We start from the raw sequence: 15,543 nt of genomic DNA, 5'->3' as shown, positions 1-15,543 counted from the left end.
CGGGGTCTCTGCATGTCTGCCCCCTTCACCAGGTCTTGGGCTTGTGGATCGTACGTCCCTCAGCGTCGACAAGCTCATCAGGGAACTGGCATGCTGCGACGACGTTGCTCCGAAGCTGGCGGAAGGCCGTCTGGATGTGCCTCGGCGAACTGGCTGTGGCACTGGGCGGCAGGGTCTGCGCGCGGCCGGCTCACGCTCCTGGTCATAGGAGGTCAGCTGCCGGTACACATCTCCCACGCGGACCGGCTGATGGCGTACACGTTGTTGTCCTTCCACGGGCCGACCGTGGCGACCGCCTGGAAGACCATTCCCAGCTTCCGGGCGATCCCGTTCATGCCGGCGTTGCCCTGGTCGGTGACGGTGACGAGTTCGTCCACGCCGAGCATGGTGAACCCGAACGTGAGCGCGGCCCGGATCGCTTCGGTGCCGAGTCCTTCCCGCCAGCGGTCCCGGCGGATGGACACGGCGACCTCGATCCCGGGCCAGCCGTCGGCGTAGTAGGTGCCGGCACGGCCGAGGAACTCGCCGGTGGTCTTGTCCTCGATCGCCCACATGCCGTGGCCCCGTAGCGCCCACATGCCGATCAGATGGGTGATCAGGCGTTCCGTGCCCTCCCGGCCGAACGTGCCGTTGAGAAAGCGCATGGTCTCCTCGTCGGCGTTCATCGCCGCGTACGGGCCGATGTCGCCCGGCCGCCAGCACCGCAGGACCAACCGGTCCGTGATCACAGTGGGTACGACGATGGATGTGGGCTCGCCGAACCGGCCGCTCATGTGGTCAACGCCGGACGGGACGCGGCCGCGAGCCGCTCGCGAAAGTCGACCACCGCGGGTAAAGCCCGATACTTGGCAAGCATGCCCAGCATCTCCCCGGTCCGCTGGCTGACGGTGCGGGTGGGGTAGCCGTCCACGACCTCCAGGACCTGGACGCCGATCCGGGCGGCTTCCTCCGGTTCCGGCCGCTCCCGATAGATCAGGGATGTTGCGAGCGTCAGCAGGGCGTGCCCCCACTCCTCCCGGTTCGCCCGCGGCCCGACAGCTTCATGCGCCGCGACGGAGCGCCTGGCCCACGGTTCGGCTTCGACGCCTTCCCCGATGGACCCGAGCGTGCTTGCCGTGAACATGCCCGCCGCCGCCTCCCCGAGTGGCAGGTCTCCCGGTTGGGGTGGGTAGTCGGTCAGCAGCGGTGCATCAACGCCAGTTCGGCCCGCGCCGCCGGCGCATTGCCGCTACGGCCATAGGCGCGGGCACGATAGGCCGCGTTCCGCGCTTGCAGGTAAGGGGGATCTGGCGGGTACTCCTCGAAGACGGCCACAGCAACGTCATACCGCCTCCGGTAGTACGCGATCCCCGAATGCATTCCGGCGACGGATGCGAGCAACACCGCGTCCTGCATCTGCTCGGCGTACTGCCCGGCGAGCACGGCCAGGCCGACGCCGTCGGCAGGGCTCACCCTCCGGTGCGTGCCTCCCAGGTTTCCCGACTGATCGTGTAAACGGCGCTGTCGTCGCCGTGCAGCACCTCGTAGTGATCGAGCGTCATGCCGAGCTTCTCGGCGACCCGAACCGACTTCAGGTTGTCACGGTTGGGGACTGTGACAAGCCGGTCCACATCATGGTTCGCAAACGCCCATGTTCCGGCCGTGAGGGCTGCCTCAGGTGCATAGCCGCGTCCCCACCAGGACCGGCCGATGAACCACACCAGCTCGATCCCGGGCCATCCCGGCTCATTCCACAGCCCCGCCCGGCCCACCAGCACGCCCGTGCCTCGCTCGACCACCGACCAGGGGCCGACGCCTTCCAACTCCCACACGCCGATGTTGGCCGCGAGGTTGTGCCACATGCCGTGCCGGTCGTAGGTGCCGATGTACCGGCCGAACTCGGGATCAGACCAGATGGCCGCGGAGGCATCGAGATCATCACGACGGATCGGCCGAAGAATCAACCGGTCCGTCGTCAGGGTCGGGATGCTCATGCGCCGGCACCGGCGGGCAGCGCCTGGACGTGGGCAGCCTCAAGGAACTGACGGACGAGCGGGGTGTCCCGCTGGGCGGAGGTGAATGTCCCGATCACCCTGCCCATCTTCGCCGCCACCGTGTGGGTAGGCGACCGCTCCAACACACCCAGCACTGTCATGCCCTCGGCCACCGCACCATCCACGTCAGGGTGCCCGCCGAGAAGATGTCCCATCGCAAGAGTCAGACGGGCGTGCATCTCCTCTTCGGCCGAGTAGTCCGGACCAACCTTCGAGTAACTGGCGACGGCCAGGGGCGCCCACCGGCTCACTTCTGTGGCGTCCCCCAGTTGTGCCGAGATGCCCGAGCGGAACATGGCGACCGCGGCCTCTCCGACCGGGGTATCCCCCGGCAGTGGCCGAAACGGTCCGGCCGTCGCGTCCATCCGGTCCAACGCGTCCAGCGCGGCTTGACGCTCACCGAGCATCGCCCATGCCCGTGCCTCGTAGGCGCTCATCCGCGCCGCGATGTAGGGATGGGAACCGTGTTCGCATGCACGGAGATGATCGACAGCGGAGCGGTATCGGCCGGTCCAGTAATCGATGCCGGACCGAAGCGCCGCGATCGATGCGCACAGCACCGGTTCGCCTGCCTCGCCGGCGTGATGCTCGGCCAGGGTGGCGAACCGGCGGGCGGACCGCATGTCCCCGGTGTTGAACGCCAACCGGCCGAGGTAGTAGGCGAACTGCCCACCCAGCAGCGTGAGCCGGACGTGGGCGGATGCGGACGTGCGCCCGTCGAGTGCGGCTTCGACCTGCCGCCAACCACCGATGATCAGTGGTGCGGCAACGGCATGCGGGACGGTCGCGTAGGTGGCCGCGACCTCGTCCAGGTCGGCTTCGAGCTCATCGAGGGTGAGCCGGTCCGGTTCCGCCGCGGCAATGCGGTGGAACACGTCGGCAGCGACGTCGGCTGCCGCAATGAGCGCACCTGCCTCCAGTACCTGCCGCCGGTCCGTCGGTGCCTCCCCTCGTTCCCGCCACGGGTCGGGCGAATGGTGGCGCCGCGTCCGCCGCTCCTGCCATGCCCGTTCGCGCAGGGTACGCAGTTCCCCGCCCGCGTCCAAGGCCACGTCCAGCGCGTCTGTCAGGTTCTCGGACGGCACGTCCCGGCCGGACTCGGCCTGGGAGAGGTAGGCACGTTGGAAGCCAAGCTGGGAAGCAAGACGCTCTTGGCTGTACCCGGCGGCATGCCGTAAAGCCCGAATCCGGGTGGCCAGCTCGCGCCTGGCTTCGCCGTCGCCCATCGCTGCCTCCCGGCATTCACAGCGCGGGCAACCGGGGCGTAGCCAGTTACCCGTAACTGGTTACGTACGGCCGCCAGTTACGGTCTGCTGTTACCCCGCCCGCACGTTGTGTCGTACTCGTGTCGGCACGATAACCGGCCGGCCACGCAGACGACACGCAAAATGGGGGATGTCGTGGGACAGCCGGAGCCGAAGACGCACACCCGTAGATCGGTCGCGTCGGCCTGTATGGAACGCGACGCCTTACCCCGCGAGAAACCACGGTTCCCGCTCCTCAACCAGGCCACCCCGTATGTCGTCGTCGCCTTGGACGCCGACGGACAGCCGGACCGGGCGTTGCTGATCTTCCCGACGGTCGCCGACGCCGACGCGCACGCCCGGTATCACCAGCTGGACGACTACCGGGTCGTGCCCGCCTTCTTCTCCCACGTGGACCCGCGCCGCGGCACCTGAGACCGGGGCTGTCCGGACAGCCCGCGTCGCCCGTCCGGACAGCCCCGCCACGAACGCGCGCCGGTCCAGCGTGCCCGCCTCGTCCCTCGTCAGAAGAGGCGCGGAGTAGGGCCGGCGCGTGCACCAACACCCAACCGAAAGGATCAACATGTCCGAGAACCGCACCCGCAAGCCGGACCTCACCAACTTCGAGCCCGACGCCGTCACCTGGACGACGTCCAGCTTCTCCAACGGCGCCGGTGGCATGTGCGTCGAAGCAGCAGCGCACGACGGCGGGGTTGTCGTCCGCGACTCCAAGAGCCCGGACGGACCCGTGCTGTCGTTCTCCCGCGCCGAATGGGCCGCGTTCGTCGACGGCGTCGAGAACGGCGAAATGCGCTTCTGACCCACCGGCCCGGACGTGACGATGCCCCCGCCGGAATCCGGTCGGGGGCATCTGCTGTTGGTGGGTCAGACGCTGGTCTGCCGTGTAGCGACCATTCGCCGTCCAGGGTCAGGCCGACTTTCTCCATACCGGTCGCGGCGCACCGTCCAGGCCACCTCGATACCCGGCCAGCCCATCTCTTCATACTGCTTTACCGGACCGTGGGTTCCTCCAAGTCCTCCATCCAGGCCTCATTTCCCACTGCTGGTGGGATGACGGTAGGGGGTGGCGGGGGGACGCCGCCGGCCCGGACGGTGGTGACTACGACCTCGGTGAGGCGGTTCCGGACGGACTGCTCGACCTCGGTGTAGATATGGCCGAGCTTGCGGCGGGCGGCGGCGGCGACGTAGCCGACCGCCACGGTGGGCATCCGGCGGGCCGGCCGTGGGTCGAGCAACTGGTCGACGAACGCCGCGAGGGTCGCCGGGACACCTGGCACGTGGTGATCGAGGCGGCGGGGTCGTCGGCCTTGGACGTGGAGCTTGCTGACCCCCTCGTCGGTGAACTGTGGCCCCAGCTCTGCCTGAAACGGCAGCGTCCCCGACAGGAGCCAGTAGAGCAGTACCCCGACCGCGTACAGGTCGGAGAGGGCGTCGGGGCGTACCCCGCGGCGCTGCTCAGGCGCACGCCAGTGCGGGGTGCCACTCGGTCCAGTGAACGAGGTGGGCCCCACAGCCGGCCCCACCGCCGGCCCCACCGCCGGCCCCAGCGGCGTCGTCGGCTTCGACTGCTCCGGGCTCACCGTGTACGCCGTCTACCACGGCACCGGCGGGACCGTGGTCCTCCCCCACAACGCCGCCGCCCAATACCAACACGGCCAGCCCGTCCTACTCGGCCGCCCTAACCGCCTCACTCACGTTCGCGTACGCCGAGCACGTCGCGATCTGCCGGGCAGTCCTACGCCGCGACGCCGACCGGGCGGTTGCGCTCATGGCCGCCCGCCTGACGGTGGTCGGTGACTGTCTGGTGACCCGCGTACGCTGATCACGCTGTTGTGCGCCAGGCACCCGCGAAGCGCCTTGCCTGAGAATCGGATTCCACGAGGCGCATGCGCTCCCCGGCCGGAATACGTTCGCCGCGTGTCCCCGACCGCGCCCCGAATACCTGTGATCGTCGGCGCCGCGGACCTGCGCGGCGACGGTAGCGAGCCCTGCGAGCTCATCGCGCAGGCTGCCCACAATGCCGTCCCCGCCGCACTGTTGAGCGCGCTGGACGCGATCTTCATCGTCGGTGTCCTGTCGTGGAGCTATGACGACCTGCCCGCCGAGGTCGCGCGGCTCGTCGGTGCGGCGCCTGGCCATACCCTGCACAGCGAGGTCGGCGGCAACCAGCCGCTCGCCCTCATCGAGACCGCGGCACGCCTCATCGCCGTGGGACAGATCGACGCCGCGCTCGTCGGTGGTGCCGAATCAGCCGCGTCCCTGGCGCGGGCCAGCACGTCCGGCAACCCGCCCGCGTGGTCCGACCGACCAGGCGGACCCGTACGGCTACCCAGCTCCGTCCGCGGCACCGAGGAGATGCTCCGCTACGGCATCGACAGACCGCTGCGTAACTATCCGCTCTTCGAGAACGCTCTACGTGCCGAACTTGGGCAGAGCTTCGAGGAGGCCCAGCGTTGGTCGGGGGAGATCCTCGCCGCGATGAGCGAGGTCGCCGTCGGCAATCCCGCGGCCTGGAAGCCACGTCACCTCACCCCTCGAGAGGTCTACGAGGCCACCGACGGCAACCGGATGACCTGTTGGCCCTACACCGTGCGGATGACCGCCAACCCCAAGGTCGACCAGGGTGCCGCCGTCGTGCTCTGCGACCTCGAGACGGCTCGCGAGCACGGCATCCCCGACGAGCGGATCTCCCACATCTGGGCCTCGGCCGGTGCCGCCGACTCGACCGATGTCCTGCGGCGCGCCACATTCGCTCGTTCCCCCGGCCTGTCCGCCACCCTCGACGCCTGCCTGGACCAGGCGCAGTGCTCGGCACAGGACCTCGAGCACATCGACCTGTACTCGTGCTTCCCGATCGTCCCCAAGCTGGCGGCGCTGCACCTGGGGCTCGGCAAGGAACGTCCCCTCACGGTCACGGGCGGCCTGGCATCCTTCGGCGGACCGGCGAACGACTACTGCCTGCACGCGATCGTCGCTGCGCATCGCCTGCGTGGCCGGACGCTGGTCTACGCCAACGGCGAGTACCTCACCAAACACCATGCGATGGTCATCGCACCGACGAGGCCTCCGCGGCCCTGGGCTGAGCCGGCACAAGTCCCGCCGGCGACCGAGCCGGTCCCCGGGTACGCCTCGGCCGTCACAGGCCGCGGGCGGATCGAGACCTTCACCGTCGAGCACGACCGGGACGGCACACCCGCCCGCGGCTGGATCATCGGCCGTGACGACGGCGCGCGGCGGTTCGCATCCGTCGTCACCGACCCGCGGAGCCTGCACGCACTGGCCGACCCGGACCGCCAGCCCGTCGGGCAGATGTGCGACGTGAGAGGCGCCGACGGGCTCAACACCAGCACGGTCCCCACGACACAGGAGTCCAGATGACGATCGACCACGATGCGTTCTGGATCGGCGGGCAGCGCAGGAAGCCGGCCGGCAGCGGTCGCCTGTCGGTGGTGAGCCCGGCCACCGAGGAGGTGATCGGGAGCATCCCGCGAGCCGAGATCGCCGACGTCGACGCCGCGGTGGGCGCTGCCCGCGCGGCCTTCGACGAAGGGCCGTGGCCCCACCTGACCGCGAACGAGCGGGCACAGGTCCTGCTGCGGGCGGCGGACCTCCTCGACGACCGCCATGAGGAACTCTCCCAGCTCATCACAGCGGAGATGGGGTCACCCATCACTTTCAGCCGGATGGCGCAGGTGTCCTCGGCCCTCATCCGGTACTACGCCGCGATGTCCGAGCACGTCTCGTTCGAGGAGCGCCGCGCGGGCAGCGTTGGTCCGATGGTCGTGCGGCGGGAGCCGGTCGGCGTGGCCGGGCTGATCATCCCGTGGAACGCGCCGCTCGGGCTGCTCCTGGGCAAGCTCGCGCCGGCTCTGCTCGCCGGGTGCACCACCGTCGTCAAACCGGCTCCGCAGACGCCCCTGGACACCTACGTCCTGGCCGAGGTGCTCGAAGCCGCGGGACTACCGGCCGGCGTCGTCAATATCGTCGCCGCCGACCGTGAGGTATCCGAGCGGGTCGTAACCCATCCCGGCGTGGACAAGATCAGTTTTACCGGCAGTACGGTCGCCGGACGGCGGATCGCCGGCCTGTGCGGTGAGCAGATCAAGCGGGTCACTTTGGAGCTCGGTGGCAAGTCTGCGTGCATCGTGATGGCGGACGCCGACCTCGACGCGGCCATCCCGACGGCGGTCCAGGGCGCGATGCTGAACAACGGGGAGGCGTGCATCGCCCTCACCCGACTGCTCGCTCCGCGCTCCCGCTACGCCGAGATCGTCGAACGGGCCGCGGCCATCGTCGGCCACCTGCCGGTCGGAGATCCCTTCGATCCGGGCACAGTGCTCGGGCCGCTGGTGAGCCGTGAGCAGCGCGAGCGGGTCGAGGGCTATCTCCAGGTCGGCCGCGACGCCGGAGCACGGGTCGTCACCGGTGGCGGACGACCCGACGGTCAGGACAAGGGCTGGTACGTCCAACCGACGCTGTTCGCCGACGTGGACAACGGCATGCGCATCGCCCGCGAGGAGATCTTCGGTCCGGTGCTGTGCGTCATCCCCTACGAGACCGTGGACGACGCGGTCGACATCGCCAACGACTCCCCGTTCGGACTGTGCGGTGCCGTGTGGACCGCGGACCCGCAGCAGGGACTCGACGTGGCGCGACGCGTGCGCACCGGCACCTTCAACGTCAACGGCTTCACCTACGACACGAGTGCACCGTTCGGCGGCTTCAAGCAGTCGGGGCTCGGCCGCGAGTGGGGCCGTGAGGGTCTCGAGCCCTACCTCGAGCTCAAGTCCATCGCGATGCCCGCGAACAGCTGACCCGAGGAGTCCCCGTGACCGCACCCGCCGTGACACCCCCCACCACGACCGAGGATCTCGCTCGCAGGTTCAGCACGTTCCAGGTGTGGCTGCAGGGCGACCCGCAGGCTCCTCTCGATGCCTGGGGGCAGCTCCGCTCGGCGGGGCCACTCCTGCACAGCGACGAGTTCGGTGGCTACTGGATCGCCACCCGCTACGAGGACATCGAGTCCATCGCCCGCCGGCCTGAGGTCTTCGTCAACCAGAAGAACCTCATCCCCTGGCGGGACTCCCTCGGCGGTGGTGCAAGGCTCATCCCGCTCGAGCTCGACGGGGAACACCACCGGGTATGGCGCCAGGCGTTGGCGGACTCGTTCTCCCCAGGCACCGTCAACCACTTCACCCCGGCGATCCGCACCGCGGCCGTCGAACTCATCGACGCCGTCGCCGAGAAGGGCTCTTGCGACTTCGTGTCCGCGATCGCCGGCGCGCTGCCAGCCGAGGCCTTTCTGGCGAACTTCGGGGTGCCGCGGGAACGGCTCCAGTCACTCCTCGACTTCAAGGACTGGCTCGTCCGCGAGGGCCTTCCGAACGCCAGGACCAACGAGGACGTGCAGGACGCCAACCGGGACATCCTCGCGTTCTTCGACTCGCAGGTGCAGGAGCGTGCCGCAACGGGAACCGACGGTCACGATGTGATCAGCAACCTGCTGCGCGCTCGCATCGACGGCCAACCCATCCCACGCGAGGACATCGTCAACGCCTGCTACGTGACCATGATGGCCTCGCTCGACACCACCACCTCGGTTCTGAGCCTGTCCTGGGCGCGACTGGCGACGCGACCGGACCTGCAGAAGGCAGCGGCTGATCCGGAGCAACGCCTTCGCCTGATGGAGGAACTGATCCGCCACGAGCCGGTACTCACCACGGCGCGACTGGTGGCCCAGGAGACGACGCTCGGCGGGGTGCGGCTGGAGCCCGGTGAGATGGTCCTGATGAGCTGGGGCATGGCCGGGCTCGACCCGGAGACCTACGACCGTCCGGATGAGATCGACCTGCGCCGCACGGTCACCCGCCACCTCGCCTTCGGGGTCGGCCCGCACCGTTGCCTCGGCATGCACCTGGCCCGCCGCATCATCGCGATCACGATGGAGGAGTGGCACGCACGGATCCCGAGCTACCGCATCACAGCGGGCACTGGGCCTGTCGCGCACTACAGCCCGGTCCGCGGACTCCTGACCCTGCCGCTGACGTTCGGCTGAGCCGCTGACGAGGTGCGCACCCCAGCCCCGCTCCTTGATCCACGCTCCTATTGCCGGGCGCTCTAAGCCCCCTGAAGCAGGTAAGTCGGAACCGCTGTCACCGTGACCAAGGGTGTCTCAGCGTCCCGTGAACTCGGGCTTGCGGCGCTGACCGAAGGCGGCGATGCCCTCCTTGAAGTCGCTGCTGCGCACCGTGAGCTCGACGGCGACCAGCTCGGACTCGAGGGCGGCGGCAAGGTCGGTGGTCAGGCCGCGGCGCAGCAGTCCCTTGGTGGCGGACAGCGCGAGGGTCGGCCCCGCCGCCAGCTCACCCGCGATCCGGGCCGCCTGCGCCACGAGATCGCCGTCAGCGACCACCTCATCGAAGACGCCCAGCTCGTAGCCGCGCCGCGCATCCAAGGGCTTCCCCCGCAGGAGCACCTGGGTGGCCGCGCCGAGCCCGGCCCGGCGCGCGAGCAGCCACGTGCCGCCGCTGTCCACCGCGAAGCCCAGCCCGGCGAAGGGCTCCACGAGGGAGGCGCCCTCCGCGGCCACGATCACGTCGGCGGTGAGCGCCAGGTGAGCGCCCAGGCCCATCGCCCGGCCCGCCACGGCGACGACGACGGGCAGCGGGCAGTCCCACAGCGCCTGGATCATGCGGTTCGCACCCGCGCGGACCGCCCGGATCAGCCCGCCGGTGACGGGGCGTTCGGCCCCGGGCGCGTTCACCGAGACGATGTCCGCGCCCGCGCAGAAGTGCGGCCCCACCGAGCGGAGGAGGATCGCCCGGACGGCTCCGCCGTCGACTGCGTCGGTGACGGCGTCGGTGATCCGGTGCATGTCGACGGCTCGCAGCGCGTTGCGGGCCGGCGCCCGGTCGACGACGATCTCCCGCAGGCCGCCGTCGGTGCTGACGACAACCTCACCGGTGCTCACGCGGCCGGCTCTCGCGGGAGGCCGAGCACCTGCTCGGCGATGGTGTTGCGCTGAATCTCCGCGGTCCCCGCCCCGATCGTGCTGGCGCGGGTGGCCAGCAGGCCCGCCGACCACCGCCCACCCTCGACCGGATGGGCCTTGCCCGGCGCGAGCACCGCCGACCGTCCGGTGATCTCAACCGCGAGAGCGTGCAGCCGCTGCTCGAACTCCGTGAAGACGAGGCGGCCCAACGACGCCCCCGGACCCGGCTCGCGTCCCCGCAGGAGGTCACCGAGGACCCGCAGCCCGCCGAGACGCACGACCTGCAGGTCTGTCTCCGCCCTGGCCAGCGCTTGGCGGACGAGCGGGTCACCGGCGCGGTCGAGGCGTATCGCCAGCGCGACCAGCTCGTCCAGGACGCGGCGGTACTTCGACGCCTGCGTGATGAAGGCCGTCGACCGTTCGTGGCCGAGGCTCGTGCGGGCGATCCGCCAGCCCCCGCCCTCCTCGCCGACGCGATCGGAAATCGGCACGCGGACCTCGTCGAACGTGACCTCGTAGAACGACGTGTTGCCCGTCATGTCCACCAGGGGAGTGACTGTGACGCCCGGAGCGTGCATGTCGATCAGGAGGTAGCTGATGCCGTCCTGGCGCTGCTCCTGCGTACCCGTGCGCACCAGGGCGAACATGCGATCGGCGGCGCGGGCGTTCGTGATCCAGACCTTGCGCCCGGTGACGACGTACTGCTCGCCGTCGAGGCGGGCGCGGGTGCGCAGGCTCGGGAGGTCGGAGCCGGCGTCCGGCTCGGAAAACCCCTGACACCAGATCTCGTCCCCGCGCAGCGCCGGCCGCAGGTAACGCTCACGCTGTTCCCGCGTGCCGTGCACGATCAACGTCGGGCCGACGACGAAGGTGCCCCCGCTCGGGTGCGGCGGCAGCCGGCGCCGGGAAAGCTCCTCGGTGTAGGCGACCTGATGGGCGAGGGACAGCTCCATGCCGCCCCACTCGCGGGGCCAGCCCGGCGCCGCGAAGCCCGCCTCGACGAGCAGTGCGGCCCAGGACCGCTGCCACGCCAGGCGCTCGCCCGCGTGCTTGGGCGCGGGTCCAGGGTCGTGGGTGTCGAGGAACTCGGCGAACCGGGCACGCAGCTGCACAGGTGTCTCATCCATGGCGCTTCCAGCCAACTGCGCCGGGTGCCGGCCGGGCAAGGTTCCGGCGGGAAAGCGGCTTCTCAGCCGTCTTCCGGCCGCCATGCATGACGGCTGGCCGGGGGAAGCGTGACACCGAGGATGCGGTCCACCAGGGGCAGGATCTGTGCCTCGGTCGTCGCGCGGTCAGGCGACCCACCGCGGGAGATGACGTCGGCGGCCGGGCCGGACACGATGTGGAACAGGCCCAGGGCGTCGGACTCGGCGTCGACGCGGGGGTCGGCCGCGCCGGAGGAGACCAGATCCGCCAGGGCGCGGACCAGCGGGGCGGTCAGGGCCGCGCGGCAGGCTTCGACCTGGTCCGGGAAGATGCCGAGCAGGTGGCGCCAGTGCGTCGCGAAGAGCACGGTCGGCTTCGCCACCCGGGGCACGTAGGCCATGTCCAGCACGCCGTCGAACCAGGCGCGGACCCGCACCAGCGGGTCAGGGTCGGTGCACACCCGTTCGAGGCGCTTGCTCGCCCGCGAGACGTCCTCCTCCAGCAGGTGGAGCAGGAGGTGGTCCTTGGTCTCGAAGTGGCGGTAGAAGCACCGCGTCGAGAGGCCGGCGGTGCGCAGCACACTCTCGATCTTGAAGCCCCACCAGCCGCCACGCGCCAGCGCGGCTCGAGCCGCCGCGGTCAGTCGGGCCACCTCGTCCTCTGGGCTCGCCGCTGGATCGGTCGAATGCACCCGGGGGCGAACTAACCCTGCCTCGTTCACGGTGTCGACGGTAAGCGCGAGCGTGCGCCCTGTCTATCGATGGGTTGCCAGGCGGATGCGGCTGTTGTCCCACGTCAGCGGTGGACCGACCGGTCTGAGCCGGATCGTGGCCATACCCGATCCGTAGTGCGCGGCCGTCGCCGTCGGCAGCCCCGCGGTCGGCAACGAGAAGCCCGCGTACTTCGTGTCGCTCAGCTCCGCGACGCGGACCGCCTGTTCCCGGTCGAGCGCGCGGTCCAGGACCGTCGCCTCGCACGACAGCTGGACCGCGGTCAGCTCCACCCAGGCCCGCCCCGACTCGATCAGGAACGAGGCGCGGGGATCGCGGCTGATGCGCAGCACTTTCTTGCTCTTCGCCGGGGTACGCAGGTAGATGTCCGCGCCGTCGACCACGAACCAGCTCGGCAGGGCGACCGGCCAGCCGTCAGCCTTCAGCGTCGTCACGATCGCGGTATGGGCGCCGCGGATGCGCTCCCACGCCTCCTGCTCGGTCAGCTGGATGCCCCGTGTCCCTGGTTCGCTCGCTCCTACGCTCACGGCACCTCCGGTTCGCTCATCGGGCTGCCAGCGCGCCGAGCGCCGCAGCGTGGAGTGCGTGTCGGGGACCGTTGAGGCGCCGGGCCGCCTCTGCCCGGCGCACCGTGAGGTGCATGCCTGTCTCCCAGGCGTAGCCCATGCCGCCGTGCAGGTGCAGGCAGCGCTCGCCGGCGACGGCGACGGCTTCGACCGCAGCCAGGCTCCCCGCCGCGGCGAGCGCGTGGGCGTCGCGATCCCGCGAGTCCCACGCGGCAGCCGCGGCTCGCACGCAGGCGCGGGCGGCCTGGAGCCCGGACCAGGCGGACGCAAGTTGGTGCTGGACCGCCTGGAATGCCCCGATCGGCCGACCGAACTGCTCGCGCCCGCCCAGGTAGACCTTGGTCGTAGCGATCGCGACCTCACCCGCCCCCACAAGCTCGGCTGCCCGCAGTATCCGGCCGAGCGCCGAGGCCCGTTCGAGGAGGACGGGACCGGCGATCTCGCCCTCGATCTCGCCCTCGATCTCGATCTCGTCGACCACCGGGAGATCGCGAAGTCGGCGGCTCACCCGCGGACGGGTGGGGTCCATGTCGTCGACGTCCGCCGGATCACCGAGGACCGCATGGACCCGCAGCGAGCGACGGTCCGGGGCCGGGGCCAGCAGGACGTCCGGCGGCAGCGGCTCGGCCACGACCGCGAGGTCTGAGGGAGCAGGATCGAACGCCGCGACCACGTGGCCCGCGAGGATCCGCTCCGCCAACGCCGTACCGGCGGCGCCGCCGGCGGCGAGGAGTGCCGTGGCCACGACCGCCGCATCGAGCACCGGCTCGGCCAGCAGTACCCGCCCCACCTCCTCGGCGACGAGGGTCGCGTCGACGCAGGACAGGCCGAGCCCGTGGGGATCGGGGGCGAGAACCGCGGGAACACCCAGCTCCGCCAGGTCCACCATGCGCTCACGCCGAGCGCCCGTGGCGCCTACGCCCGCCTCGCGGCGCACTGTCGCGGCGATACCCTCGCGCTCGAGAACCTCACGCGTCGCTCGCGCTAGAGCCCAACCGTCGGCACTGGGAAGAAGGTTCATAACGTCCACCAGTCGACTCGCCCGCGGCGACGGGCGCAAGCATCCAGTCGAGAACGGCGGTTTCGATCGGGCGTGGGTCCAGATGCCCTGCCTGCCCGGACACTGCCCCTGTGAGCACTTCATCCTGGCGAGCGCCGCTGCGTGAACTACTCGCCAGTACAGCCGCGCAGCACCCCCTGTCGCTCGCCGTCAGCACCCCGGCTGGGACCTCGGCGACGTTCGGCGAGCTCGCCGCGGCCAGTGCGGCGCTCAGCAGCCGGCTGCAGCCGGGTACCCGGACCGGCGTCCGCCTGGGCAACGACCTCGCCTCCGTCGTCGCCCTTCATGCCGCGTGGCGGGCCGGCGGGAGCGTCGTCTCGCTCGGGCGCCTGCTGCCGGACGCCGAGGTGACCCGCCGGGCGAGCGAGGCCGGCTGCGCCACGATCGTCGAGCCGGACCCGGACGGCATCGACGCACGTCTGCACCCCGTGGGCACGGCGACCCAAGCCCGCACCGCACCTCCCGACGAGGCCCTGGTCATGTTCACCTCGGGGACGACCGGGCGGCCCAAGGGCGCCGCGATCGCCTTCTCCGCGCTCGAAGCGAGTATCCGCGGCATCGCCGCCGGCAGCGGACTACCACCGCAGGGCCGACCGGTGCGGACACCGGCCCGCGAGCCGCAGCCGGTGTTCGTCCCCGTCGCGCACATGGGCGGGTTCCTGACCTCGCTCACGTCCTGGTGGCTGGGCAAGCCGGTGTTGCTGTGCCACAAGTTCTCCGTCGAGCTGGTCGCGCGGATCGCGGCCGAGAGCAGGATCGGCGTGCTGCGCCTGACCCCGTCGATGGTCTACGAGCTGGTGCAGGCAGCTGCGTCGGTCACGCTCCCCGGGGTCAGCAGCGTGACCGTCGGCACCGCGCCGCTGCCCGAGACCACACGCGTCGCCTTCGAGGCCCGCTACGGCGTACCCGTGCTGCGCAACTACGGCCAGACGGAGTTCGCCGGCGCCATCGCGTTCGAACGGCCCGACGACGTCGCGGCCGGACGGCGGCCCCCGGGCAGCGTCGGACGCGCCGCTCCGGGCGTCCAGGTGCGGATCGTCGACACCGACGGGATGGAGCGCCCGCGGGGGTGCATCGGGGAGATCCAGGCCCGCGCCGCGTCGGCGATGTCGGGCTACCTCGACGCCGACGGTCGGTTGAGTGCCGCCACGACGGGCGGCTGGATCGCGACCGGTGACCTCGGTGCCCTTGACTCCGACGGGTTCGTCAGCGTCGTCGGTCGGGTCAAGGACCTGATTCTCTGCGGGGGCTTCAACGTCTACCCTGCACAGGTCGAGAGCGCGCTCAACCGGATCGACGGCGTGGTGGACAGCGCCGTGACCGGCGTGGCGGACGACCGGCTCGGGGAGATCCCGGTCGCTGTCGTCGTCGTTGGCGGCGGCGGCGGGGCCGGGCTCACCGAGGAGGGGCTGCGCCAGTCCCTGCGGGCCGAGTTGGCGGCCTACGAGCTCCCCCGCAGGATCCGGTTCGTCGCCGCCATCCCGCGCCTGGACACCGGCAAGGTCGACCGGGTAACCGTCGCCGCGCTGCTGACCACAGAGGAGGCTGCCTCGTGACCCATCGCCCCGGCGCCGTCCGCCGCTCCGCTCCTCGCTTCGCTGCGATGCTCACTTTGGACGCCGCCTCGTGACCACGGTCACCCCGACCGCGGTCGAGAGCGACAACCTCGACTCCTTCCGCACCGAGCTCCGTGGCTTCCTGCGCGACCACACTCCGCCACCCGTGCATGGTGGCTCAGCGATCGCCGATGA

At 70.7% G+C, this 15,543-nt stretch carries 17 protein-coding genes; 6 read left to right on the top strand and 11 right to left on the bottom strand.

Going from position 1 to position 15,543, the window contains the following annotated elements; translation table 11 throughout:
• Window positions 1–212: 212 nt before the first annotated feature.
• From U9979_RS07930 to U9979_RS07910, 5 genes are read right to left on the bottom strand one after another with little or no spacing between them, the layout of a single operon-like run.
• Window positions 213–773, bottom strand: a complete 561-nt coding sequence (locus U9979_RS07930; protein ID WP_322778852.1) for a GNAT family N-acetyltransferase — start codon at window positions 771–773, stop codon at window positions 213–215.
• Window positions 770–1,123 (bottom strand): hypothetical protein, encoded by a 354-nt coding sequence (locus U9979_RS07925; RefSeq protein WP_322778851.1) that lies wholly within the window; start codon window positions 1,121–1,123, stop codon window positions 770–772. The genes U9979_RS07930 and U9979_RS07925 overlap by 4 nt, the downstream gene beginning before the upstream one ends.
• A 53-nt stretch (window positions 1,124–1,176) precedes the next feature.
• Window positions 1,177–1,452: a hypothetical protein gene (locus U9979_RS07920; protein ID WP_322778850.1), complete on the bottom strand. Its 276-nt coding sequence runs from the start codon at window positions 1,450–1,452 to the stop codon at window positions 1,177–1,179.
• A complete protein-coding gene (locus U9979_RS07915) occupies window positions 1,449–1,973 on the bottom strand; it encodes a GNAT family N-acetyltransferase (protein WP_322778849.1) in 525 nt (174 codons plus the stop codon). The genes U9979_RS07920 and U9979_RS07915 overlap by 4 nt, the downstream gene beginning before the upstream one ends.
• On the bottom strand, window positions 1,970–3,259 hold the full coding sequence (locus tag U9979_RS07910; RefSeq protein WP_322778848.1) for a helix-turn-helix transcriptional regulator: 1,290 nt from the start codon (window positions 3,257–3,259) through the stop codon (window positions 1,970–1,972). Before U9979_RS07910 ends, U9979_RS07915 begins: the two co-directional genes overlap by 4 nt.
• Window positions 3,260–3,433: 174 nt before the next feature.
• On the opposite strand from U9979_RS07910, the gene U9979_RS07905 reads away from it, so the two are divergent.
• Entirely contained in the window at window positions 3,434–3,712 is a 279-nt protein-coding gene (locus U9979_RS07905) for a hypothetical protein (RefSeq protein WP_322778847.1), read from the top strand.
• A 148-nt stretch (window positions 3,713–3,860) separates the two neighbouring features.
• Window positions 3,861–4,097: a DUF397 domain-containing protein gene (locus U9979_RS07900; protein ID WP_322778846.1), complete on the top strand. Its 237-nt coding sequence runs from the start codon at window positions 3,861–3,863 to the stop codon at window positions 4,095–4,097.
• A gap of 190 nt (window positions 4,098–4,287) precedes the next feature.
• Here U9979_RS07900 and U9979_RS07895 read toward each other — a convergent pair whose 3' ends face one another.
• The gene (locus tag U9979_RS07895) at window positions 4,288–4,878 is read right to left on the bottom strand and encodes a protein kinase domain-containing protein (RefSeq protein ID WP_322778845.1); all 591 of its coding nucleotides are present in this window, start codon (window positions 4,876–4,878) and stop codon (window positions 4,288–4,290) included.
• A 337-nt stretch (window positions 4,879–5,215) separates the two neighbouring features.
• Between U9979_RS07895 and U9979_RS07890 the strand changes: the two genes are divergently transcribed.
• Genes U9979_RS07890 through U9979_RS07880 form a run of 3 tightly spaced genes read left to right on the top strand, consistent with a single transcriptional unit; the run spans window position 5,216 to window position 9,353 of the window.
• Window positions 5,216–6,676 (top strand): hypothetical protein, encoded by a 1,461-nt coding sequence (locus U9979_RS07890; protein WP_322778844.1) that lies wholly within the window; start codon window positions 5,216–5,218, stop codon window positions 6,674–6,676.
• Window positions 6,673–8,112, top strand: coding sequence for an aldehyde dehydrogenase (locus tag U9979_RS07885; RefSeq protein ID WP_322778843.1), 1,440 nt, complete (start codon window positions 6,673–6,675; stop codon window positions 8,110–8,112). Before U9979_RS07890 ends, U9979_RS07885 begins: the two co-directional genes overlap by 4 nt.
• A 14-nt stretch (window positions 8,113–8,126) precedes the next feature.
• Window positions 8,127–9,353 carry a cytochrome P450 gene (locus U9979_RS07880; protein ID WP_322778842.1) on the top strand — a complete coding sequence of 409 codons (1,227 nt, stop codon included), beginning with the start codon at window positions 8,127–8,129 and terminating at the stop codon, window positions 9,351–9,353.
• 117 nt (window positions 9,354–9,470) lie between these two features.
• On the opposite strand, the gene U9979_RS07875 is transcribed toward U9979_RS07880, so the two are convergent.
• The 5 genes from U9979_RS07875 to U9979_RS07855 all read right to left on the bottom strand — a co-directional run bounded on the left by U9979_RS07875 (window position 9,471) and on the right by U9979_RS07855 (window position 13,753).
• Window positions 9,471–10,268, bottom strand: coding sequence for an enoyl-CoA hydratase/isomerase family protein (locus tag U9979_RS07875; protein WP_322778841.1), 798 nt, complete (start codon window positions 10,266–10,268; stop codon window positions 9,471–9,473).
• Entirely contained in the window at window positions 10,265–11,416 is a 1,152-nt protein-coding gene (locus U9979_RS07870; protein WP_322748397.1) for an acyl-CoA dehydrogenase family protein, read from the bottom strand. The genes U9979_RS07875 and U9979_RS07870 overlap by 4 nt, the downstream gene beginning before the upstream one ends.
• Before the next feature lie 62 nt (window positions 11,417–11,478).
• Entirely contained in the window at window positions 11,479–12,087 is a 609-nt protein-coding gene (locus U9979_RS07865; protein ID WP_322748396.1) for a TetR/AcrR family transcriptional regulator, read from the bottom strand.
• Between the two features lie 102 nt (window positions 12,088–12,189).
• Window positions 12,190–12,693 (bottom strand): pyridoxamine 5'-phosphate oxidase family protein, encoded by a 504-nt coding sequence (locus tag U9979_RS07860; protein WP_322748395.1) that lies wholly within the window; start codon window positions 12,691–12,693, stop codon window positions 12,190–12,192.
• Between the two features lie 16 nt (window positions 12,694–12,709).
• Window positions 12,710–13,753, bottom strand: coding sequence for an acyl-CoA dehydrogenase family protein (locus tag U9979_RS07855; protein WP_322778840.1), 1,044 nt, complete (start codon window positions 13,751–13,753; stop codon window positions 12,710–12,712).
• Window positions 13,754–13,863: 110 nt separating this feature from the next.
• Here U9979_RS07855 and U9979_RS07850 point away from each other — a divergent pair, with 110 nt between their 5' ends.
• On the top strand, window positions 13,864–15,348 hold the full coding sequence (locus U9979_RS07850; protein ID WP_322778839.1) for a long-chain fatty acid--CoA ligase: 1,485 nt from the start codon (window positions 13,864–13,866) through the stop codon (window positions 15,346–15,348).
• Window positions 15,349–15,543 lie beyond the last annotated feature (195 nt).

Source organism: Protofrankia sp. Cas4, assembly GCF_963555915.1.
Taxonomy (GTDB): Bacteria; Actinomycetota; Actinomycetes; order Frankiales; family Frankiaceae; genus Protofrankia.
The sequence above is the reverse complement of the archived record's forward strand: the minus strand, read 5'-3'. Positions and strand labels throughout refer to the sequence as shown.

Coding starts and splice junctions, on each gene's coding strand:
- U9979_RS07910 (WP_322778848.1), bottom strand. CDS start 3,259: ATGGGCGACGGCGAAGCCAGGCGCGAGCTGGCCACCCGGATTCGGGCT.
- U9979_RS07925 (WP_322778851.1), bottom strand. CDS start 1,123: ATGTTCACGGCAAGCACGCTCGGGTCCATCGGGGAAGGCGTCGAAGCC.
- U9979_RS07900 (WP_322778846.1), top strand. CDS start 3,861: ATGTCCGAGAACCGCACCCGCAAGCCGGACCTCACCAACTTCGAGCCC.
- U9979_RS07930 (WP_322778852.1), bottom strand. CDS start 773: ATGAGCGGCCGGTTCGGCGAGCCCACATCCATCGTCGTACCCACTGTG.
- U9979_RS07870 (WP_322748397.1), bottom strand. CDS start 11,416: ATGGATGAGACACCTGTGCAGCTGCGTGCCCGGTTCGCCGAGTTCCTC.
- U9979_RS07855 (WP_322778840.1), bottom strand. CDS start 13,753: ATGAACCTTCTTCCCAGTGCCGACGGTTGGGCTCTAGCGCGAGCGACG.
- U9979_RS07885 (WP_322778843.1), top strand. CDS start 6,673: ATGACGATCGACCACGATGCGTTCTGGATCGGCGGGCAGCGCAGGAAG.
- U9979_RS07915 (WP_322778849.1), bottom strand. CDS start 1,973: ATGAGCATCCCGACCCTGACGACGGACCGGTTGATTCTTCGGCCGATC.